Source organism: Cedecea davisae (assembly GCF_044095835.1).
Lineage (GTDB): Bacteria > Pseudomonadota > Gammaproteobacteria > Enterobacterales > Enterobacteriaceae > Cedecea > Cedecea davisae.
This window is the reverse complement of the sequence record NZ_CP172054.1, coordinates 2,990,218-3,012,658: the sequence shown is the minus strand read 5'-3', so window position 1 is coordinate 3,012,658 and position 22,441 is coordinate 2,990,218. Positions and strand designations below refer to the sequence as shown.

17 protein-coding genes are annotated in these 22,441 nt (G+C 52.7%); 10 read left to right on the top strand and 7 right to left on the bottom strand.

What is annotated here, in order from left to right; translation table 11 throughout:
- Positions 1-14: 14 nt before the first annotated feature.
- The 3 genes from mfd to ACG1VR_RS14415 form a co-directional block, all read right to left on the bottom strand.
- Positions 15-3,461 carry a transcription-repair coupling factor gene (gene mfd / locus ACG1VR_RS14425; RefSeq protein ID WP_395489149.1) on the bottom strand — a complete coding sequence of 1,149 codons (3,447 nt, stop codon included), beginning with the start codon at positions 3,459-3,461 and terminating at the stop codon, positions 15-17.
- Positions 3,462-3,690: 229 nt separating this feature from the next.
- Positions 3,691-5,859 (bottom strand): C10 family peptidase, encoded by a 2,169-nt coding sequence (locus ACG1VR_RS14420; protein WP_395489148.1) that lies wholly within the window; start codon positions 5,857-5,859, stop codon positions 3,691-3,693.
- Between the two features lie 412 nt (positions 5,860-6,271).
- Positions 6,272-7,330 carry an acyltransferase family protein gene (locus ACG1VR_RS14415; protein WP_395489147.1) on the bottom strand — a complete coding sequence of 353 codons (1,059 nt, stop codon included), beginning with the start codon at positions 7,328-7,330 and terminating at the stop codon, positions 6,272-6,274.
- A gap of 354 nt (positions 7,331-7,684) precedes the next feature.
- On the opposite strand from ACG1VR_RS14415, the gene lolC reads away from it, so the two are divergent.
- The 6 genes from lolC (at position 7,685) to ACG1VR_RS14385 (ending at position 13,854) form a co-directional block, all read left to right on the top strand.
- Positions 7,685-8,884 carry a lipoprotein-releasing ABC transporter permease subunit LolC gene (lolC, locus tag ACG1VR_RS14410; protein WP_016535896.1) on the top strand — a complete coding sequence of 400 codons (1,200 nt, stop codon included), beginning with the start codon at positions 7,685-7,687 and terminating at the stop codon, positions 8,882-8,884.
- Positions 8,877-9,581, top strand: a complete 705-nt coding sequence (lolD, locus tag ACG1VR_RS14405; RefSeq protein ID WP_395489146.1) for a lipoprotein-releasing ABC transporter ATP-binding protein LolD — start codon at positions 8,877-8,879, stop codon at positions 9,579-9,581. Before lolC ends, lolD begins: the two co-directional genes overlap by 8 nt.
- On the top strand, positions 9,581-10,825 hold the full coding sequence (gene lolE / locus ACG1VR_RS14400) for a lipoprotein-releasing ABC transporter permease subunit LolE (protein WP_216376812.1): 1,245 nt from the start codon (positions 9,581-9,583) through the stop codon (positions 10,823-10,825). Before lolD ends, lolE begins: the two co-directional genes overlap by 1 nt.
- Before the next feature lie 27 nt (positions 10,826-10,852).
- Positions 10,853-11,764: an N-acetylglucosamine kinase gene (nagK, locus tag ACG1VR_RS14395; protein ID WP_395489145.1), complete on the top strand. Its 912-nt coding sequence runs from the start codon at positions 10,853-10,855 to the stop codon at positions 11,762-11,764.
- A gap of 2 nt (positions 11,765-11,766) precedes the next feature.
- Positions 11,767-12,588 carry a Sir2 family NAD+-dependent deacetylase gene (gene cobB / locus ACG1VR_RS14390; protein ID WP_395489144.1) on the top strand — a complete coding sequence of 274 codons (822 nt, stop codon included), beginning with the start codon at positions 11,767-11,769 and terminating at the stop codon, positions 12,586-12,588.
- A gap of 123 nt (positions 12,589-12,711) precedes the next feature.
- Positions 12,712-13,854 (top strand): IS481 family transposase, encoded by a 1,143-nt coding sequence (locus ACG1VR_RS14385; protein WP_395488908.1) that lies wholly within the window; start codon positions 12,712-12,714, stop codon positions 13,852-13,854.
- Between the two features lie 129 nt (positions 13,855-13,983).
- Here ACG1VR_RS14385 and potD read toward each other — a convergent pair whose 3' ends face one another.
- Genes potD through potA form a run of 4 tightly spaced genes read right to left on the bottom strand, consistent with a single transcriptional unit; the run spans position 13,984 to position 17,807 of the window.
- Positions 13,984-15,045: a spermidine/putrescine ABC transporter substrate-binding protein PotD gene (gene potD / locus ACG1VR_RS14380; protein ID WP_395489143.1), complete on the bottom strand. Its 1,062-nt coding sequence runs from the start codon at positions 15,043-15,045 to the stop codon at positions 13,984-13,986.
- Positions 15,042-15,833, bottom strand: a complete 792-nt coding sequence (gene potC, locus ACG1VR_RS14375; RefSeq protein ID WP_395489142.1) for a spermidine/putrescine ABC transporter permease PotC — start codon at positions 15,831-15,833, stop codon at positions 15,042-15,044. Before potC ends, potD begins: the two co-directional genes overlap by 4 nt.
- Entirely contained in the window at positions 15,830-16,687 is an 858-nt protein-coding gene (gene potB / locus ACG1VR_RS14370; RefSeq protein ID WP_016535903.1) for a spermidine/putrescine ABC transporter permease PotB, read from the bottom strand. Before potB ends, potC begins: the two co-directional genes overlap by 4 nt.
- Positions 16,671-17,807 (bottom strand): spermidine/putrescine ABC transporter ATP-binding protein PotA, encoded by a 1,137-nt coding sequence (potA, locus tag ACG1VR_RS14365; RefSeq protein ID WP_172567808.1) that lies wholly within the window; start codon positions 17,805-17,807, stop codon positions 16,671-16,673. The genes potB and potA overlap by 17 nt, the downstream gene beginning before the upstream one ends.
- A gap of 295 nt (positions 17,808-18,102) precedes the next feature.
- On the opposite strand from potA, the gene pepT reads away from it, so the two are divergent.
- The 4 genes from pepT to ACG1VR_RS14345 all read left to right on the top strand — a co-directional run bounded on the left by pepT (position 18,103) and on the right by ACG1VR_RS14345 (position 22,416).
- Entirely contained in the window at positions 18,103-19,329 is a 1,227-nt protein-coding gene (gene pepT / locus ACG1VR_RS14360; RefSeq protein ID WP_395489141.1) for a peptidase T, read from the top strand.
- Between the two features lie 350 nt (positions 19,330-19,679).
- The gene (kwaA, locus tag ACG1VR_RS14355; protein ID WP_395489140.1) at positions 19,680-20,273 is read left to right on the top strand and encodes an anti-phage protein KwaA; all 594 of its coding nucleotides are present in this window, start codon (positions 19,680-19,682) and stop codon (positions 20,271-20,273) included.
- Positions 20,274-20,284: 11 nt separating this feature from the next.
- Complete coding sequence (locus ACG1VR_RS14350) at positions 20,285-21,247, top strand: Kiwa anti-phage protein KwaB-like domain-containing protein (RefSeq protein ID WP_395489139.1); 963 nt, start codon at positions 20,285-20,287, stop codon at positions 21,245-21,247.
- 638 nt (positions 21,248-21,885) lie between these two features.
- Positions 21,886-22,416 (top strand): hypothetical protein, encoded by a 531-nt coding sequence (locus tag ACG1VR_RS14345; protein ID WP_395489138.1) that lies wholly within the window; start codon positions 21,886-21,888, stop codon positions 22,414-22,416.
- Positions 22,417-22,441 lie beyond the last annotated feature (25 nt).

Here is a 22,441-nt window from a genome sequence, read left to right as displayed (position 1 = left end):
TAAGGCGCAGAGGGTTATGTGGCGGCGTTTTCCGCCAGGCTGTTCATGAAGTTACGCACCCATTCCATCCGCGTTTTGCGGTCGGCAAGTTCCTGAATAAACTTCAGGCGGGTCGGTCCGTCGAGGCGGAAATGCTGCGGCTGCTTTTGCAGCAGGCCAATCAGCCAGACCGGATCAACATGGTTTTTCTCGGCAAATTCAATCACGCCGCCTTTCTCGTTACCTTCAATCTTACGCACGCCGAGCTTCTGCGCCTGCTGGCGCAGGGCGGCGATGTCCAGCAGATTGCGGGCCGCGTCCGGCAGCAGGCCGAAGCGGTCGATAAGCTCAACCTTCAGCTCGTCCAGCTCGTGCTCGCCCTTCGCGCTGGCGATGCGCTTGTAAAACGACAGGCGGGTGTTCACGTCAGGAATAAAGTCGTCCGGCAGCAGGGCCGGCATGCGTAGCTCGACTTCCGTCTGGCTGTTGGTGAGATCTTCCAGCGACGGCTCACGGCCTTCTTTCAGGGCATCGACGGCGTTTTCCAGCAGTTCCATATACAGCGAGAAGCCGATGGTTTCCATTTGCCCGCTCTGATCTTCGCCCAACAGCTCGCCCGCGCCGCGAATTTCCAGGTCGTGAGTCGCCAGAGCGAAGCCCGCCCCGAGATCTTCCAGAGAGGCTATTGCCTCCAGGCGTTTCTGCGCGTCGGTGGTCATCGCTTTAGGATGCGGCGTCAGCAGCCAGGCATAAGCCTGATGGTGCGAACGCCCCACGCGGCCGCGCAGCTGGTGGAGCTGGGCGAGGCCAAAGTGGTCGGCTCGTTCGATGATAATCGTGTTGGCGGTCGGGATATCGATCCCGGTTTCGATGATGGTGGTACAGACCAGCACGTTAAAACGCTGGTGGTGGAAGTCGTTCATCACCCGTTCCAGCTCGCGCTCGCGCATCTGGCCGTGACCGATGGCAATGCGCGCTTCCGGTACCAGTTCGGCCAGTTTGTCGGCGGCTTTCTGAATATTTTCTACGTCATTGTAGAGGTAATAAACCTGCCCGCCGCGCAGCACTTCACGCAGAATAGCCTCACGCACTACGAGGCTGTCGTATTCGCGCACAAAGGTTTTTACCGCCAGGCGGCGAGCCGGAGGCGTGGCGATAATCGACAGGTCGCGCATGCCGCTCATCGCCATATTCAGGGTTCGCGGAATTGGTGTTGCGGTCAGGGTCAGGATATCCACGTCGGCGCGCATCGCTTTGATGCGCTCTTTGTGGCGCACCCCGAAGCGGTGCTCTTCGTCGACGATCAGCAAGCCCAGATCGCGCCACTTCACGTCGGCCTGTAACAGCTTGTGGGTGCCTATCAGAATATCAATCTTGCCTTCGCTTGCCTGCTCCAGGATCTGCGTTTGTTCTTTGGCGCTGCGGAAGCGGGAAAGCATTTCAATGCGCACCGGCCAGTTGGCAAAGCGGTCGCGGAAGTTGTCCAGATGCTGCTGCGCAAGCAGGGTGGTTGGCACCAGTACCGCGACCTGTTTGTTGTTCTCCACGGCCAGGAAGGCGGCTCGCATAGCGACTTCGGTTTTGCCGAAGCCCACGTCGCCGCAGACCAGCCTGTCCATCGCCAGCGGGCGGCACATGTCGCTCAGGACGGCATTGATTGCCTGAGCCTGGTCCGCCGTGGTTTCGAACGGGAAGCTGTCGCAGAACAGCTGATACTGCTCGCGGTCGTGCTTAAAGGCGAAGCCTTCTTTGGCGGCACGCATCGCATAAATGTCGAGCAGTTCGGCGGCAACGTCACGCACTTTTTCCGCGGCTTTCTGGCGCGCGCGGGACCAGGCATCGCTGCCCAGTTTATGCAGCGGTGCGTTATCGTCCGCGCCGCCAGCATAGCGGCTGATAAGATGCAGGGACGAGACCGGAACGTACAGCTTCGCGTCGCCCAGGTAGGTCAGCATCAGGTATTCAGCGGTGATCCCGCCAGCCTCCAGCGTCGTCAGCCCCGCATAGCGGCCAACGCCGTGCTCGAGGTGAACCACCGGCTGGCCTGGATGCAGCTCGGCCAGGTTGCGGATCAGGGTGTCCGGGTTAATGGTGCGGCGGCTGTCCTGGCGGCGACGGCTTACGCGCTCGCCCAGCAGGTCGCTCTCGCAGATCAGCGCCCGGTTGCGCAGGGTGTCAATAAAGCCGTGCTCGCTGGCGCCAATCATCAGGTAACGGCCGGTGCCTTCGGCTTCTTCAAGGCGATAAATGCGTTTTGGCGCAACTTTAATGCGCCCCAGCAGTTCGCCCAGCGCTTCACGGCGGCCTTCGCTCTCCACCGAGAAGACAACCGGCCCGGTAAAGGACTCAAGGAATTTACGCAGGCTGTCCAGCGGGGCTTTCTGCTGCGCCTGTACCGCCAGGTCCGGCAAGGTTTGATAACCCAGATTAACGTTGGCCGCTTTCTTCGCCAGAGAGTCAGTTTTGAGCTGAACGCGCGGCCAGGCCTTTAGCTCGCTAAACAGCGAGTCGGTCTTCAGCCATAAATCTTCCGGCGGCAGAAGAGGGCGCATCGGGTCAACGCCGCGATTCTCAAAGCGGGCGTTAGCGTCCAGCCAGAAGCGTTCGGCACTGGCTTCCAGGTCGCCGGTATTCACCAGCAGCGTGTTGGTCGGGAAGTAGCTGAACAGCGTCGGCAGCGGCTCGCTAAAGAACAGCGGCTGCCAATATTCGATACCCGCAGGTAAAGTGCCTTTGCTCACCTGCTGGTAGATGTGCTCCGCGTCGCGCTTAACTTCGAATTTATCCCGCCACTGGCTGCGGAACAGCTCGATGGCGTTTTTATCGGTCGGGAATTCATGGGCGGGCAGCAGGTTAATGGCTTCCACTTCTTCCAGCGTGCGCTGGGAGTCCACGTCGAACACGCGCAGGCTGTCGATTTCATCATCAAAGAAGTCAATGCGGTACGGCTGGGCGCTGCCCATCGGGTAGAGATCGAGCAGCGCGCCGCGGGTGGCGAACTCGCCGTGCTCCATGACCTGATCGACGCTGCGGTAGCCCGCCTGCTCCAGCTGAGCACGCAGATTATCCCGCGATAAGCGCTGGCCTTTTTTCATCACCAGGGCGTGGCCGTGCAGGTAGCTGTGCGGGCAGACCCGCTGCATCAGCGTATTAACCGGCAGGATCAGCACGCCGCGCTGCATGGTCGGCAACTGGTAAAGGGTAGACAGGCGTGAAGAGATAATTTCCTGATGCGGAGAGAAGCTATCGTACGGCAGCGTTTCCCAGTCCGCGAGGTTCATCACCAGGCTGTCGGTAAACTGGGAGACTTCGTCGTGCAGGCGCAGGGCGTTCTGCATATCCGGGGCAATCAGCACCACCGGGCCGCTATGGCGCTCGACGATTTCGGCCACCTCGGTGGCGCAGGCCGAACCGGTTAACTCTCCAAGCAGGCGCTGTTCAGCGGCTTTAGCGGGTAAGGAATAGCGATATTGTTCAGGCATAGAAAGCGTCAGGATCTCGTAGGTTATGCCGTAGTCGGGCCCGGCATAAGAGGTGCATTAAGTCATGAACAGATAGCGATTATTATCCTTGATAGTTGAACATTAGCAACCATCGGAGGCGAAAAGAGAAGGCAAAAAGCTTGCTAAAAGGGTATCCATTGAGCGGGCTGGCTGATGTGCCTTCCCTCTTTCAGGCGCAAGAAAAGAGGGAAGGGAGGACTTGCAAAAACTACGCGGTGATCTCGATCTCAATCTGATTGATTATCGTATTATTTACACCGCTGAGCATTTCCGGTGGAGTGCTTTCAGCCTGATAAGGCACCATTTCCTCGGCTCTTAAAAAGAGGGTGTAACGGCCAGGAGCAATTCCCTCGGGAATTTTACAATCAAGTGATACATCCGTTTCTTCGAATGTATCCATCATAAAACCAGAGGCTTTACCTATATTATAATAATCCCCGTCGGCGTTACTTAATACTGCATAAAGTTCAAGGGCTACCATGTCACCTACCCCGTTTTTCATATCGAATAGCAGGGATGAATGAACGGTTAGTTCATCATTTGGCTGTAATTCTGTTTTATCACAGTCAATAGATTTAACCAAATGCAGATAATCATAAGCATTTCTGTACTGTAGGATAAAGTCAATAGGGTTGAAAATTTCATTGTCTTTAGGTTTCAAATAAAAAGTATCATCTTCAAGTGTTTTTTGATAAAGCAGGTTAAACGTTAATTTCTCACTCTGCATGAAGTCAGAAAATGGAATGTTAAAGGAGGCTGTATACTCCCCAGCATGCCCGGCCATTATCGTAGTTTCAAATGATTTATTGTAGTTGCTTGATTTGTCATTTATTAATAATATAATTTTTATTACGCCACCCAATTGTTCATCACACCAGAGTTTAAATGAAACTTTATTTAAACCTGGGGTGTAAAATGGTTTGGATGTGTCTATGTTAGAAAGAAGAATAACATCGCCATACACTACATCTTTATCTTTAACACGTATGTTTTGTATGAGTATCGTACCGTCATTTGTTGGTAGAAGTTTGCTGGTGGAAAAATCAGTATCATCAGCATCATCATCCTCTACAAATGCCAGGAAATAGTCATGGTAGGGATCGATATTGCCAAAATCTAATGTCATGGTGCATTTGTTTATTCCTGACGCATCAATATTGTATGTGCCGGAGCCCAGTTTATAAATCGAGTTATAATATTTTCCTACAATATAACAACCAATGTTTTTAGATGCAGATATGCTGCTGGTGATTTCGAAATTAACATCGACAGGCCTGTTGAGAAATGCCTCTTCCGGTATTGTTGTATTACGGTTAATAATTAATTCATCGGAGATGTATTTTTTTATTGTGATATCATAAGAAATTATCTGGTCAGCGTTGTTTCTTAATGGCCGGTAATCTTTACCATCTTCACTGTAAGTCAGGGCAATTCTCCGTTTTCCGTACGTGGCATCAACGGGAATATCTATTTGCAATTCTATCTGCGCGTTATTTCCTGCCGGCAGGGATAATTCTTGAGGGAGAGTCAGGAAAGATCGCCGCACGCCGGCGCTATCGAGCAAAACTGCTCTGTAATAGCCGGTAAAGTCCTTGCCTGATGTTGAGACCTGCGCTTTAAGGCGGGTGGAATTTCCAGGGAAGCCCTCAAGGCTACCGATATCCAGGTGTGATATCAGCAACGTTTCTTCTTTTGCTGGTTGAATGCCAATATAGAGCTTTCTTGCCTCGATATCCGAATTGTCAAGTTTTTGCTCATGCCATTCACCATCCCAGCCATAGTTAAATGAAAAATAATCATCATCTGCATAACCATCACAAACGACAGCATGGCCGGGAATGGCTGTCATTATAACTCTGCCCAAATCCAGCTCTTCCCTGAGGAGTTTACCCACTTCCTGAATTGTATACCCTTGCTCTTCTTGTTTATACAGCAGGATTTGTGTCAGATTTTTGTCGTAACCGAAATTATTTACCATTGCCTCAGCAAGGAATTCCTCATGCCCAGGTGAACCCGCATTAAAAGTGGTTTGAGCTGCATACCCTGCATGGTATAAAAAAGTGGATGTTGCGTTTTTTTGTTCCTGTGAGCTGTCGTCAGTAAGAATATCTGGCATTAAGTCCCAGCGATATTCATAGCCGTCAATATCCATTTCTGGCTGGAGCTCAGTAGTAAAGTATTCTGGTAAGGTACCGGTAGCAAATGGGGGATGATTATAGTATTTCATCACCTGCCCCCCTGCAACGCCAGCACATCCCATGGCGATGTTTGATTCATCGAACACTTCGTTGTATGGGCGGTCCTGACCCCATTCTGTTGTGGTGAGCGGCCCTACAATTAAATCTGGTTTTTTTCTGTCAATGCGTTTTATTTTCATAATATTAATACCTGATATTTTCTATGCGAAAAGATTTACTCTATTTATTATTTACATGACGGCGCAATATTTAAGATGTAAATAATTTTATGCGATGAATTTGATTGCGATCCTACTCCTCCTCAAAGCAATGTGAATATTAATATTGTTGTGCCGGTGCTATTTAATTTTTTATTTCAATAAATATAAGGGCAGAGGGTTATTTTCTGAAGGGTTAAAAATATATCCTGGTTTATAAGAAGATCGTGCCAAAGAAAGAGAGAATTTATTTAAAATCAATATGATACGTTTTAATTGCTGGCTTTTTTGCAAGTGGCGGGAGGAGTGTGAATGTATTTAAGTTTATGATATTTATGACCATGTTGGAAACATTGCCCTGCACGATGTCAGAAGTGCAGGGCAAAATGCTGCCTTAAACCACGATTTTAGCCGGAGGGGAGAAGAACATATCCCCGAACAGCGCCACCGAAAGCTTGCGGAAGCCCAGCCCTGCCAGCGTGCAGATAGCCAGGCTGATGAATGGATAAATCAGCAGAATAGCCAGCAGCAGCGGGCCGGAGAAGCTGCCGTTATTGATGCGGGCTATCATTATCAGGCTCATCGCCTCTATCAGGATGCGGTGCGTGGTGTAAATCGCGATGGTATTTGAGCCGACCACGTTAAGGAATGAGTTCGCGCCGGTTTCGCGCCAGCCGTCCAGCAGATAGAACACCCGTAGGATTACCACGATAGAGACCAGGGAAATCACTAGCGGGACGTTGACCAGGTAAAGCGCCATAGCGCCGCAGGCGACACCCGCGCAGGTAAACGGATGGCGCGAAAAACGGAACTCTTTCATCCAGGCCATTAACAGCGGGCCAAACCATGCCCCGAGGCCGTAATAAACCATATTACGCATCACGCTGTTCAGCCCCCACCACGGCAGCGGCATAAAAGTAATAGCGATGTTTACCGCCATCAGCAGGATAAGTACCGGCATGCGGTAGCGGCGCAGTGCCTTAAAAATAACGAAGTAGACCAGCAGGGCGTACAGATACCACAGGCTGGTGCTGGCCTTCGCCATGCTGGCGGCAAACTGCCAGAAGGTATCGGCGTAGGCGGCGTTGGCGGTTGGGTTGCGATCCAGATCCGGCGCCAGCCACTGGTTCAGATGGGTAAGGGCCACCCACTGAATCATCCCCCAGAGCACCAGCACGTAGAAAATGCTCCACAGCCGCTTGTCCACGCTGTCACGCCATCTCACTTCGTGGATGTAGCGGGTTATCAAATAGCCGGAGATAAAGAAAAATACCGGCATACGGAACGGCGCAAGGTAGAGATTGAGGTACACCCACAGTTTGGCGAGATACAAATTGAAGCCAGGCCCGAGCGTGGTGAGGTGAGGGTAGAAGGTGATAACCGAATGGTAGATAACCACCAGGCAAATACATAATCCTTTGATTTGATTAATCCATAGCTGCTTTTTCTTCATGCCATATCCACGTCTTTATGTTTTATCGTCGTCATTGGCCTTTTATCCTGGCGGCAACACGCGGCGAGCACGACCTCAATTGTCTGTATTTGGCGCTGATTTGGTAAATTTAGGAAAAGTTGCAGGCGCTTGAGAAGTAACGGGAATAATTTAGGGTATTGAATTCATTTGGCCGGGGAGGTGTCGTATACTTCCCGGATCTTTGTTTGCTCGTCATACTTCAAGTTGCAGGTGCGTGGCTGCACCGATAGCCCTGGCAACAGTGAGCCAGGTGCCAGGAGGCTCCCGGTCTTGCCGTCTTCCTGCAACCCGAATTATTTAGAGCAAATATGCAACTGCAACAAGACGGATTTCATGTATCAACCTGTCGCGTTATTTATAGGCCTGCGCTACATGCGTGGGCGAGCCGCCGACCGCTTCGGCCGCTTTGTCTCCTGGCTGTCGACCATTGGCATCACCCTCGGGGTTATGGCGCTGGTCACGGTGCTTTCGGTGATGAATGGTTTTGAGCGCGAGCTGCAAAACAACATCCTCGGGCTGATGCCGCAGGCGATGGTCACTTCATCCACCGGTTCGATTAATCCTCAACAACTCCCGGCTGACTCCCTCAAGCTACAGGGCGTGACGCGTATTGCGCCGCTGACCACCGGCGACGTGGTGCTGCAAAGCGCGCGCAGCGTGGCGGTGGGCGTAATGCTTGGCGTGCAGCCGGACGAAAAAGACCCGCTGTCGCCTTATCTGGTGAACGTTAAGCAGACTGGCCTGGTTGCCGGGCAGTACAATGTCATTCTCGGCGAGCAATTGGCCGTTTCGCTTGGCGTAAAACGCGGGGAAAGCATCCGTATTATGGTGCCTTCCGCAAGCCAGTTCACGCCGATGGGCCGCGTGCCGAGCCAGCGCTTGTTCACGGTCATCGGCACTTTCGCTGCGAGCAGTGAAGTCGACGGCTACCAGATGTTGGTTAACCAGCAGGACGCCTCGCGCCTGATGCGCTACCCGGCGGGCAATATCACCGGCTGGCGTCTGTGGCTGGCCGAACCGCTGAAAGTTGACGTGCTTAGCCAGCAAACCCTGCCGCAGGGGACTGAATGGAAAGACTGGCGCGAGCGCAAAGGCGAGCTGTTCCAGGCCGTGCGCATGGAAAAGAACATGATGGGCCTGCTGCTGAGCCTGATTGTTGCGGTCGCCGCGTTTAATATTATTACCTCGCTGGGCCTGCTGGTGATGGAGAAGCAGGGCGAAGTCGCCATTCTGCAAACCCAGGGCCTGACCCGCCGCCAGATTATGGCGGTGTTTATGGTGCAGGGCGCAGGGGCGGGGGTGATTGGCGCGCTGCTGGGTGCGCTGCTCGGCGCGCTGCTCGCCAGCCAGCTGAATAATTTAATGCCGGTTATCGGCATCCTGCTGGATGGTGCGGCGCTGCCGGTTGCCATCGAGCCGTTACAGGTGGTCGTTATTGCCCTGGTGGCGATGTTGATTGCCCTGCTGTCCACGCTTTACCCTTCCTGGCGCGCCGCCGCTACCCAACCCGCTGAGGCTTTACGTTATGAGTAATTCTGTCCTGTTGCAGTGTGACAAGCTGTGCAAACGCTATCAGGAAGGCAAAGTGCAAACGGATGTGCTGCACGATGTCAGCTTCAGCATGAACCCGGGCGAGCTAATGGCGATTGTCGGCACTTCCGGCTCGGGCAAAAGTACCCTGCTGCACCTGCTGGGCGGCCTGGATACGCCAACCTCCGGCGACGTGGTGTTTAACGGCCTGGCGATGAGCAAGCTTTCGTCTGCGGCCAAAGCCGAACTGCGTAACCGCGAGCTGGGCTTTATCTACCAGTTCCACCACCTGCTGCCGGACTTTACGGCGCTGGAAAACGTCGCTATGCCGCTGCTTATCGGCAAGAAGAAGCCGGAAGAAGTGCAGAAACGCGCGCTGGAGATGCTGGCCGCCGTTGGGCTGGATCACCGCAGTAATCACCGCCCGTCGGAGCTGTCCGGCGGCGAGCGTCAGCGCGTGGCGATTGCCCGTGCGCTGGTGAACAATCCGCGCCTGGTGCTGGCGGACGAGCCGACCGGTAACCTGGATGCGCGCAATGCCGACAGCATCTTTGAACTGCTGGGCGAGCTGAACGTGCGCCAGGGTACCGCTTTCTTAGTCGTCACCCATGACTTGCAGCTGGCAAAACGCATGTCGCGCCAGCTGGAAATGCGCGATGGCCGCCTGACAAGCGAGCTGACCTTGATGGGAGCGCAGTAATGGCTTCACCCCTTTCTTTATTGATAGGCCTGCGGTTTAGCCGCGGGCGTCGCCGCAGCGGCATGGTGTCGCTGATTTCGGTTATCTCCACCCTGGGCATTGCTCTGGGCGTGGCGGTACTGATAGTCGGCCTGAGCGCGATGAACGGCTTCGAGCGCGAGCTGAAAAACCGCGTGCTGGCCGTGGTTCCGCACGGCGACATCAAGCCGGTGAACCAGCCGTTTACCAACTGGCAGGACGTCTTGCCTAAGATTGAAAAGGTCAAAGGCATTGTTGCCGCCGCGCCTTACATCAGCTTTACCGGGCTGGTGGAGAGCGGGGCGAACCTGCGGGCGATAGAAGTGAAAGGCGTTGATCCGGCGCAGGAAGAGCGTTTGAGCGCTTTGCCACAATATGTGCAGAACCATGCCTGGGCGAATTTTAAGGCCGGGCAGCAGCAGATAATCATGGGCAAAGGCGTGGCGGATGCGCTGAAAGTGAAGCAGGGCGACTGGGTTTCTATCATGATCCCCAACAACGACGGCGGCACTAAGCTGATGCAGCCGAAACGAGTCAGGCTCCAGGTCGCCGGTATCCTGGCTTTAAGCGGCCAGCTCGATCACAGCCTGGCGATGGTTCCGATGCAGGATGCTCAGGGCTATCTGGATATGGGCAACAGCGTGACCGGCATCTCCATCAAAGTGGACGACGTGTTTAATGCCGTTAAGCTGGTGCACGACGCCGGAATGGCAACCAATTCCTACGTCTACATTTCCAGCTGGATAGGCACCTACGGCTACATGTACCGCGACATCCAGATGATCCGCGCCATTATGTACCTGGCAATGGTGCTGGTTATCGGCGTGGCCTGCTTCAACATCGTCTCTACGCTGGTGATGGCGGTTAAAGACAAGAGCGGCGACATCGCCGTGCTGCGTACGCTCGGGGCAAAAGACGGGCTTATCCGCGCGATCTTCGTCTGGTACGGGCTGCTGGCCGGGCTGCTGGGCAGCGTGAGCGGCGTGATTGTTGGCGTGCTCGCCTCGTGGCAGCTGACCAACATTATTAACTTTATTGAAAAACTGATCGGGCACAATTTCCTGTCCGGTGACATTTATTTCATTGATTTCTTACCTTCAGAATTGCACTGGCTGGACGTGGTTTACGTCCTGGTGACGGCGCTCCTGCTCAGCCTTCTGGCTAGCTGGTACCCGGCACGGCGCGCAAGCAATATCGATCCGGCAAGGGTGCTAAGCGGACAATAAAATTTACCTTACTTTTGGGGAGCAGCGATGTATTACGGATTCGATATCGGCGGCACTAAAATTGCACTTGGCGTTTACGACCAGCAGCGGCATTTACTTTGGGAAGCCAGGGTTGCTACTCCCCATGACAGTTATGAAAATTTCCTCGAGGCAGTCGCCGGGCTTGTTGCTCAGGCAGACGAGCGCTTTGACTGCCGTGGCTCCGTGGGCATTGGTATTCCCGGTATGCCGGAAACCGACGACGGCACGCTCTACGCCGCCAACGTGCCTGCCGCCAGCGGCAAGCCTCTGCGCGCCGACCTGAGCGCCATGCTTGAGCGCGACGTGCGTATCGACAACGACGCCAACTGCTTCACGCTCTCCGAAGCGTGGGACGACGAATTCCTCAATTATCCTGTGGTGATGGGCCTTATCCTCGGCACCGGCGTGGGCGGCGGGATCATCGTTAACGGCAAATCCGTTACCGGGCGCAGCTACATTACCGGCGAATTTGGCCATACGCGCCTGCCGGTAGATGCTCTGGAAATCCTCGGGCGCGATATTCCGTTCACCCGCTGCGGCTGCGGCAAAAACGGCTGCATAGAAAACTACCTCTCTGGCCGCGGTTTTGCCTGGCTGTGGCAGCACTTCTACCACGAACCGCTGGATGCAAAAGAGATAATCTCCCGCTACCGCCAGGGCGACGAGCAGGCCATCGAACATGTTGACCGCTTCCTCGAGCTGCTGGCGGCCTGCCTCGGCAATTTATTGACCTCAATCGACCCACATTTGGTGGTGATTGGCGGAGGATTGTCTAACTTTAGCGATATCTACGCGCAACTGCCGGAGCGCCTGCCGAAGTATTTGCTGCCGGTGGCGGCGGTTCCGCGCATTGAACAGGCACGGCACGGCGACGCAGGCGGTATGCGCGGCGCTGCATTCCTCCACTACGCGGAGTAACTATGCTTTCTCGTCGTCAACACCGGCTTAGCCGGTTTCGGAAGAACAAACGTCTGCTGCGTCAACGGTTGCGTCAGCGTATTTTTTTCAGAGACAGAATGGTGCCGGAACTGATGGATAGACCAAGAGTGGTGGTGCTGACTGGGGCGGGGATCTCCGCCGAGTCAGGTATTCGTACTTTCAGAGCGGCGGACGGGCTGTGGGAAGAGCATCGCGTTGAGGATGTGGCGACCCCGGAAGGCTTTGCCCGTGATCCGCAGCTGGTGCAGCGCTTCTACAATGAACGCCGCCGCCAGCTCCAGCAGCCGGAGATCCAGCCTAATGCCGCACACCTTGCGCTGGCGAAGCTGGAAGAGGCGCTGGGCGACCATTTTGTGCTGGTGACCCAGAATATCGACAACCTCCACGAACGCGCGGGCAGCAAGAACGTTATCCACATGCACGGCGAGCTGTTAAAAGTTCGCTGCGCCAGCAGCGGCCAGGTGCTGGACTGGAAGGACGATATTACGCCTGAAGACCGCTGCCACTGCTGCCAGATCTCTTCTGCGCTGCGCCCGCACATCGTCTGGTTTGGCGAAATGCCGTTGGGCATGGACGATATTTACCAGGCGATCGCCACCGCAGACTACTTTATTGCTATTGGCACTTCCGGGCACGTTTATCCGGCGGCGGGCTTTGTGCATGAGGCTCGTCTACAGGGGGCGCACACCGTGGAGCTGAACCTGGAGCCAAGCCAGGTAGGCAGCGAATTCGAAGAGAAACACTACGGGCTTGCAAGCCAGGTGGTGCCTGAATTTGTGGATAAGCTTTTGAAGGGATTGTAGTTAGCGGTTGACCCTCACCCCGACCCTCTCCCTGTGTACATACCGGAGACATGGTGAACACTTGTTCGGGGACATGGTAGACACTTACAACTACGGCATAAGAACCCTCTTCCGGAGTCGCTTATGCCCTGGGATGCGAGAGATACCATGTCATTACGTCACGAGTTTGTTCACTTTGCCTCGCAGGACGGGGCTAACATCCGGGCGCTCTGTCGCCACTTCGGCATCGCGCCCGCCACCGGATATAAGTGGCTTTGCCGCTTTCTCGAGGCCGGACTTCCCGGCCTCGCTGACCGCTCACGGGCTCCCCATCATTCTCCCAACGCCACCGCCGCTCAGGTGGCTGACCTGTTACAGCAGGCACACCTGGCCCATCCCCGCTGGGGAGCCCGCAAGATTAAGGCCTGGCTGGAAGCGCAGGGGCACCACCTTCCTGCCGTCAGTACCGTGCACAACCTGATGCACCGTCACGGCCTGCTACCCGGTGTACCGCCGGGTATCCCCTCTGCCGGTCGCTTCGAACACGGCAGGCCGAACGCCCTCTGGCAGATGGATTTTAAGGGACACTTTCCCTTCGCCGGTGGGCGCAGCCATCCCCTCACGCTGCTGGACGACCACTCCCGGTTTTCACTCTGCCTGACGCACTGCGACAACGAGCGGCGTGAGACCGTGCAGTCACATCTGACAAAGGTGTTTGAGCGCTATGGCCTGCCGGAGAGGATGACCATGGATAACGGGGCGCCCTGGGGAGACACCACCGGGACCTGGACCGCGCTGGAGCTGTGGCTGATGCGTCAGGGTATCCGGGTGGGGCACTCGCGGCCTTATCATCCCCAGACGCAGGGCAAGCTCGAGCGTTTTCACCGCAGTCTGAAGGCGGAGGTTCTGCAGGGGAAATGGTTCACGGACAGCGACCAGCTCCAGCGGGTATTTGACCACTGGCGGGAGGTCTATAACTTTGAACGCCCGCATGAGGGACTGAATATGGCGGTCCCGGGTTCGCGCTATCAGCCTTCGGCCAGACAGTACAGAAGCGATGCTCCCGGGCCGGAGTACGATGACGGCGTGGCGGTAAGAAAAGTGGATATCAGTGGAAGCCTGAGCATCAGAGGTATCAGCCTGAAAGCGGGCAAAGCGTTCAGGGGAGAGCGAGTGGGGCTGAAGGAAAGCGGTGAGGACGGTTGTTATGAGGTGTGGTGGTACAGCACGAAAGTGGGAATGATCGACCTGAAGAACCGGTCGATCATCATGGGTAAAAGATGTTAAAAGGTGTTCACTATGTCCCCGAACATCTGTCTACTATGTCCCCGGAACGTACACCCTGAAAGGGAGAGGGGGAAAGCGAAGCTCCGGTTCCCTCGCCCCTTTGGGGAGAGGGTTAGGGTGAGGGGCGAATTACCGCCCGGCTTTCAACCGCTGATAGTAAGACTCATACAAAGCACTCGCCTCGCCGACATCGTTCTGCCACTCACCGGCTTTAATCACTTCCGCATCCGGGTACAGCGACTTATCTTCCGCTACGTTCTTCGGCAGCAGCTTGCGTGCTTCGAGGTTTGGCGTCGGGTAGCCGATGGTTTCCGCAACCTGCTTCGCCACTTCCGGGCGCAACAGGAAGTTGATCAGCTTCAGCGCGCCGTCCACGTTTTTAGCATTGGCCGGGATAGCCAGGTTATCCATCCAGAAAATCCCGCCTTCCTTCGGCCAGACGATGTCCAGCGGCGTACCGGCCTGGCGCGCAACATACGCGGAGCCGTTCCACACCATGCCCAGATTCACTTCACCTTCCATATACGGGTTAGCAGGGTTGTCTGAGTTGAACGCCGCGACGTTTGGCATCAGCTTTTGCAGCTCGTGGTATGCGGCTTCAATCTGTTTAGGATCGGTGGTGTTGCCGGAATAGCCGAGCTTGAGCAGCGCCATCTGGAACACTTCGCGCGCATCGTCGGTCAGCAGCAGGCTTTGCTTGTATTCCGGCTTCCACAGGTCGGCCCAGCTGGTAACGCTCTTCGGATCCATCGCTTCGCTGTTGACGCCAATCGCCGTTGCGCCCCAGATATACGGAATGGAGTAATCGTTATTAGGGTCGAACGGCTTGTTCAGCATCTCAGGGTCGAGATTCTTAAAGTTGCTGAGCTTGCTTTTGTCTATCTTCTGGATCATGCCTTCTTTGCGCATCTTCGCCACAAAGTAGGTGGACGGCACCACAACGTCGTAAGCGCCGTCTTTATAGGTCTTGAGCTTGGCGTACATGGTTTCGTTCGACTCGTAGGTCGAATAAATCACCTTGATGCCGGTCTCTTTGGTGAACTGCTCCAGCAGGCCCGGCGGCACGTATTCCGTCCAGTTGTAGAAATAGAGCGTCTTGCTGTCGTCGGCATGAGCGGCGCTAACGCCGAGCGCCAGAGCGCCCGCAGCAAGCAGGTGGCGTGACCATTTTATGAAAGGCAACTTTTTCATTTTAACGTCCCCTGAGGTTTAGTTTTATCGCGCAGGATAAGCTGGCTGGCAATCACCATAACCAGCGAGAGTAAAAGCAAAATAGTGGCCAGGGCGTTCACTTCCGGCGAGACGCCAACTTTGACCATGGAATAAATTTTTAGCGGCAGGATCTCGTAGCTCGGCCCGGTAACGAACGAGGAAACCACCACATCGTCCATCGAGAGGGTAAAGCTCAGCAGCCAGCCTGCGGCAACTGCGGGCATCGCCAGCGGGGCAATAATTTTGCGCAGGATGGTCAGCTCGCTGGCACCCAGATCCCTCGCCGCTTCCAGCATCTTGACGTCAAAACCCTTGAGGCGGGAATAAACGGTGACCACCACAAACGGCAGGCAGAACGTGATGTGGGAAAACAGCAGCGACCAGAAGCCAAGCGAAACGCCCAGCAGCATAAACAGCACCAGCAGCGAGATAGCCATTACGATGTCCGGCGACATCATCACCACAAACAACATGCCGCTGACGAACGGCTTGCCCCGGAAGCGGTAGCGGTAAAGCGCCACGGCGGTAAGCGAGCCGATAAGCGTGGCGGCGCTCGCGGAAACAATCGCCATGATTAATGAATGCTGAGCCGCCTGAAGCAGGCTGTCGTTATTCATCAGCAGGCTGTACCAGTTGGTGGTAAACCCCTGCCAGTTGATGCCGAAGCGCGAGCTGTTAAACGAATTCACGATCAGAATAATGATCGGAATATACAAAAAGGCATAAATCGCGGACATAAAGCCGCCGCGGAGCAGGCGTCCTGTCATTCGAGTTCCACCTTCTTGTTCAGCAGGCGCGCGGCGCGCCAGTACACCAGCAGCATCAGGCCCATCACCAGCGTAAGGGTGATGCTAGTTGCCGCCCCGAACGGCCAGTCGCGGATGTTCAGGAACTGGCTCTTGATCACGTTGCCAATAAGCAGGTTCTTCGCGCCGCCCATCAGGTCCGACACGTAGAACAGGCCCATCGCCGGGAGCATCACCAGCAGGCAGCCGGCAATAATGCCCGGCATGGTCAGGGGAATAATAATGCGGATAAAGGTTTGCAGCTTGCTGGCCCCTAGATCGCGCGCGGCTTCAAGCAGCGGTTTATCCAGCTTTTCAATGCTGGAATAGAGCGGCATCACCATAAACGGCAGCAGGATATAGACCAGGCCGATTATCACCGCGCTCGGGGTAAACATAATGCGAATGGGCGTGTCGATAACCCCCAGCCAGAGCAGGAACTCGTTGAGATAACCTTTGGTGCTGAGGAAGATCTTCAGTCCGTAAATGCGGATCAGCGAGTTGGTCCAGAACGGCACAATCAGCAGAAACAGCAGCAGGGGGCGCACGCGCTCCGGCAGCCGGGCGAGGAACCAGGCAAAAGGATACCCGAGCGCCAGACAGGCGAGGGTGGCTATCACCGCCATATTCAGCGAGTGCAGCAGCACCTGGGCGTACAGCGGGTCCGCCAGCCGGGTGTAGTTATCCAGCGTAAAGACCATGCTCACGAAGTTATCGTTATCGCGGGTCAGGAAGCTGGTGACAATAATCATCAGGTTGGGCAGGAAGACAAACAGCAGCAGCCAGCCCACCACCGTGGCAATTACCACATTCTGGAATTTACGCGAGCTCTTCATCGGCCAGTACAACCTCCCAGCTTTCAACCCAGGTCACCGCCATTTTTTGATCCAGCGAATGGTCGAAGTCCGGGTCGTCTTCGTTAAAGAACTCGCTCACCATCACCATTTTGCCGTTTTCCAGCTCCACGGTGGACTCAAGCGTCATACCTTTATAGTTACGTTCGCGCACGTAGCCTATCAGCCCGTCGGCCTCGGTTGTGCCGTTAATCTCCTCAACGCGCAAATCTTCCGGGCGCAGCAGCACCTTGAGGTTTTGCCCCGGCGTAACCGGTTTGCTGACGAAGATATGGCACTCGCGGCCTTCAACGTTGGCGAGCACGCGCTGGTCATCCGTGCGCTCCACCACGGTGGCGTCGAAAATATTGATCTCGCCAATAAAACTGGCAACGAACAGGTTCTTCGGCTCCTCGTAAATCTCTCTTGGCGTACCGTCCTGCTCAATTTTGCCGTCGCGCATTACCACGATGCGGTCCGACATGGTCAGGGCTTCTTCCTGATCGTGCGTGACAAACACAAAGGTAATGCCAAGCTTACGCTGGAGGGCTTTCAACTCGTTCTGCATTTGCTTGCGCAGCTTGTAGTCCAGCGCCGAGAGCGACTCGTCGAGCAATAACAGGCGAGGTTTATTCACCACCGCGCGGGCAATGGCAACGCGCTGCTGCTGGCCGCCGGAAAGCTGGTTCGGTTTACGCTGGGCAAACTCTTCGAGCTGAACCATTTTCAGGGCATCGGTCACGCGGGGCGTGATTTCCGCCGCAGGCGTTTTTTGCATCCTCAGGCCGAAGGCGACGTTTTCAAACACCGTCATATGCGGGAACAGAGCATAGCTCTGGAACACGGTATTCACGTGGCGATGCTCGGCAGGAACGTGGGTGATGTCTTGATTGTCGAGCGTTATCTGGCCGGAGTCGGTGCTTTCTAGCCCCGCTATAAGGCGCAATACGGTGGTTTTGCCGCAGCCTGAAGGGCCGAGCAGCGTCAGGAATTCACCATGATTGATGGTGAGAGAGAAGTCAGAAATTACAGATTTACCATCAAAGCTCTTAGCGACCCCGGCCAGGTTGACCAGCGTCGAGCGCGAACGTTGCTGTTTATTCAATTTTTTACGCTGTCCCATAAATAACGTATCCGAAAGCGGGGATACGGGGTTTGTGATTAACCACCTTGGGTTTTGGCACGTTGAGTGAGGGCAAGGATTCTACGGCAAAGAGGAGGTAATCGCCAATCCCGCGATGGAGAAAGCAGGCCCGAAATCGGCGGTTATTTTCTCTTGTTAAGGGTAGGTTGATAACACGGCATTGTTACAAACGCGATAAACTATTTTTCCCGTAACCCATTAAAAGTGACCTGACGCAATATCTGCCCGATGCGGCTTATTGATAATTGGTGTCACAAAAAACGAGGGTGGCTAAATGGATAAATTACTTGAGCGCTTTTTGCAGTATGTCTCTCTGGATACACAATCCAAACCCGGCGTTAAGCAGGTGCCGAGCACGGAAGGGCAATGGAAGCTCCTGCGTCTGTTAAAGGAACAGCTGGAGCAGATGGGGCTGGTGGACGTTACGCTCAGCGACCACGGCACGGTGATGGGCACGCTGCCTGCGAATATTACGCACCGCGTTCCGGCGATTGGTTTTATCTCCCACGTTGATACCGCCCCGGACTTTACCGGGAAAAACGTTAACCCGCAGATAGTCGAAAACTACCGCGGGGGCGATATTGCCCTGGGCATTGGGGATGAAATTCTTTCTCCGGTGATGTTCCCGGTGCTCCACCAGTTGATGGGGCAAACGCTCATCACCACGGACGGCAAAACCCTGCTGGGCGCGGACGACAAAGCAGGCGTGGCCGAAATCATGACCGCCCTGGCGGTGCTTAAAGAGAAGAACATTCCTCACGGCGATATCCGCGTAGCGTTCACGCCGGATGAAGAAGTCGGCAAAGGCGCGCATTTCTTCGACGTGGAAGCCTTTAACGCCGAATGGGCGTACACCGTGGACGGCGGCGGGGTAGGCGAGCTGGAGTCGGAGAACTTTAATGCTGCTTCGGTCACTATCAAAATCGTCGGGAATAACGTTCACCCTGGCACGGCAAAAGGCGTGATGGTTAACGCCCTGTCGCTGGCGGCGCGTATTCATGCCGAAGTCCCGGCGGACGAAAGCCCGGAATGCACCGAAGGCTATGAAGGTTTCTACCACCTGAACACCATGAAAGGCTCGGTTGACCGCGCCGAGATGCATTACATCATCCGCGACTTCGACCGCGAGCAGTTCGAAGCCCGCAAACGGAAAATGATGGAAATAGCCAAAAAGGTCGGCAAAGGCCTGCACCCGGACTGCTATATAGAGCTGGTAATAGAAGACAGCTATTACAACATGCGCGAGAAAGTGGCCGAGCACCCTTATATTGTTGAAGTCGCCCGGCAGGCAATGCGCGACTGCAATATAGAGCCGATTATGAAGCCCATCCGCGGCGGCACGGACGGCGCACAGCTCTCCTTTAAAGGCCTGCCGTGCCCGAACCTGTTCACCGGCGGCTATAACTACCACGGCAAACACGAGTTTGTGACCCTGGAAGGAATGGAGAAGGCAGTGGCGGTTATTGTCCGTATTGCTGAATTGACGGCTAAAAAAGGCTGATGGATTAAAACCGGCTCGGCGACCTACTAATATTGGGAGGGGCTTTTGGCCCCTTTTTTTATTAGTGTTGTTGGTGGCTTTGAACTGTTCTCCATTGTTTGATTCAGAACTCTGTTAGCAATATCTGTAGCTCGCTCACAGCGTATTTCCGGCTTGGTTAGCTTGCCTGCTTTGATATCATGAAAATAAGCTATATTTATACTGTAATGGAGAGTAAACTTTACTATTAAAAATTAATTGATCCAGTTTTTTATGACAGTGAATTAAACCTGAAAGAAGATGTGGTTGAATTTTGCATGCTCCATCAAAAAATATTTATGAAATGATAACATTAATCAAGGGCTATCTTTATGGGGAACTTAAAACTAAAAATATTACTTTACATATTATCACTCTGGTTGCTATTTTTCTCTCTGTTTATAATGTCATGGGATTCTGATTTTTTAGCTAAAGCATACTCGCATACATTAGGCGATGAGGGTTTTTCATTTTCACTTTATGAAAAGCTAAAGACGCGGAATTACGTTTTTTTGTTGAGTCTGTTATTTATGTTTGTTGGTTTTTTTGGTTTTGGTTACTTTTATCTTAAAACATCGGCAGGCTGGAGTGCTACTATAATCGCTGAAGACGTATCGAATGAAAATCATGAGCATCTAGAATTTCTCACAACATATGTTATGCCTTTGGTATTTACTGATGTAAATAGCAAAAGAACCGCCTTGAATCTTCTGGTCATGATTATTGCTATTGGTGCCATATATATTAGAACAAATAAATTCTATTCCAATCCATCATTAGCGATATTAGGGTTTAAAATTTATAAGGCGAAAATTAAAAATAAAGGAGATAAGAAGTACATTATGATATGTCGAGGGGAAATATCAGATGGTAAGCGTTTGAAGTATATTAACTTAGACGACAGCACACTACTTGTTAAAGCATAAAAGGAATATTTATGTTCAACTCACTAAGTTCATTATGCACATCGATCCATACATCGTGTGAAATGTTCTTCATAACAAAATCTAATGCCACATCGCAGTTAGAAATTAAGAAGATTGCGTTAGAGCCTTCAGCACAGGCTAGTTTAACGACGAAGTTCACTAAAAAATTTCAAGATGACGTTATCAATACAACATCATCAAATAGTTCACTAAATCCTGTGTCAGCTCTTTTAAGTAAAGGAGATGAAATTTATGAGTACGATATCACTCCGCCAGCAGAAGAGTTTGTTCTAATTGAAAAAATCAGTCAACTCACCGCGTCGTCGATTGTCAAATCCTTTGATTTCTCAACTGATAGTTTCTCTGATATAAAAGGTATTGTTCTTAATTTGACTGACGGTAATGATAGTTTGTTCTTATATCAACATACCTATCAAGTATCACTTCATAAAAAAAGCGGTCTTTCCTTTTTGAAGTCAATGAATGGGAATTTATTAACTGAGGTTGATCATGACGTTATTGATGTTAGAAAAGATTTCGACTTTTTCTATTTCAACGGAAAGCATTATATATGCAACCTTAAAGTATTAGAAAATCACTATGGCTTAAACGCGATTATTGACAACATGGTAAACTTGGCAATACCTAAAATAGTTTCCTTGAACATTATCGATGTCAGTGGAATTTCTAACCCACTTGGGATTTTTGATGATATGAAGTCGAATAGAAGTTGCATGAAAAAGCTGGCTAAGATTCAGAGCAACAACTTGCCTGCAATAACTATTCAACAAATAAGTGTTATACTGCATGACTTCCCAAAATTTGGACGCGAACTAAGCATTCAAAATAACCTTATTGAGCTTTCGTCTCAAAAGAAAAAGTTGCTTTTTATCCGTCTCCTTAACGACGAGGCGGTCAGGTCAGCGTTGACTAATAACGTTTTCCTGGCAGATGACAGAGAGTCGGCAATATAACTATGTTGGGCTATAACTTGTAGCCCTTTAAATATATTATATAAATCGTTATTGTGATATCCTTACCGTTCATTAGCACGTCGTGATGTTAGGTAAGTACACATCTGCGGTGGACAGACTAGTGAACTTCCACTTCTCGTTAAAATCAGATATCCAATGCCACCCTAAATGACCAAAGTAATCAATACCAACCATCAATTAACCCATCTACCAATTCTGGTAGCTAAGATCCCTGGCAAGAGCGGTGTTTCGCAGAGCTACGCGAATGGGAATCATAACAAATCCAACAAAAATATATCCGTCACTGAAATGTCTCTAAAGAAACCAGGATTCTTTTTCAGAAGTAAAGATCACGCAAGAAATATAAGCAGCAAGAATTTGGAATCAAGCTCGCAATTATCAAATAAACCGAAAAAGGGATAAGGAAATGCAACGAGGTTTCCAGTTATCACGTTTTCGGGATCTTCATCGAATTTTCAAGGTTTCCAATAATTTAGCAATCCCATACTGTTGACTTATCCAGTGATAAGTAAGAGGGTGATAGGGCAATTTAAGGTAGTGAATATAGAGTCGCCCCCGAATGGTGCGCCAACACCAAACGAGGGCTAACCACAATGTAACTTCAAAGGAGTCACACTATGGCTGGTGCCGATAGTAACACATTTATCCACCCGGAAATCAAAGATGATCAAAAGCTTATGGCCGGAGATATTACAGCTTTATTAAAAATGCCGCTGGGCGCAACGGACGATTTATTTCATGTGCTGAATGTTTGCCGCTGCTGGGCCGGTGAATTAATCGAAACAGATAACCACGTTGAATATATCGCGCTGTGCGGGCGTCTGCTGGCGGGGTTTAATGTGCTGAGAGCGGTGTTAGATAACCCGCTGCCGCAATACCTTATTGAGCAGTTAACGGTAGAAGAAGGGCAGCTAGATAAGCTCCGCACCCCGCTGGAAACAGAGTCAGAAACCCTCTGCGAATATTGTTCCGCCTTAACCCTGGTGCTGCTGAACCAGGAGCTTTCAGCGGAGCAGCAGGTGCAAATAACGGACCTGTTATATGAAGTGTTCGGCATGCTGGAAGAGGATTTAAAAGCGCCGCGGTTCGTGCGCACGAAGAAAGGGCTGGCAATGATAGACGGTGACGTGTTGCCGGGTCTTCATTAAGCAGAAGCGTCCCGCCTTCTCAGCC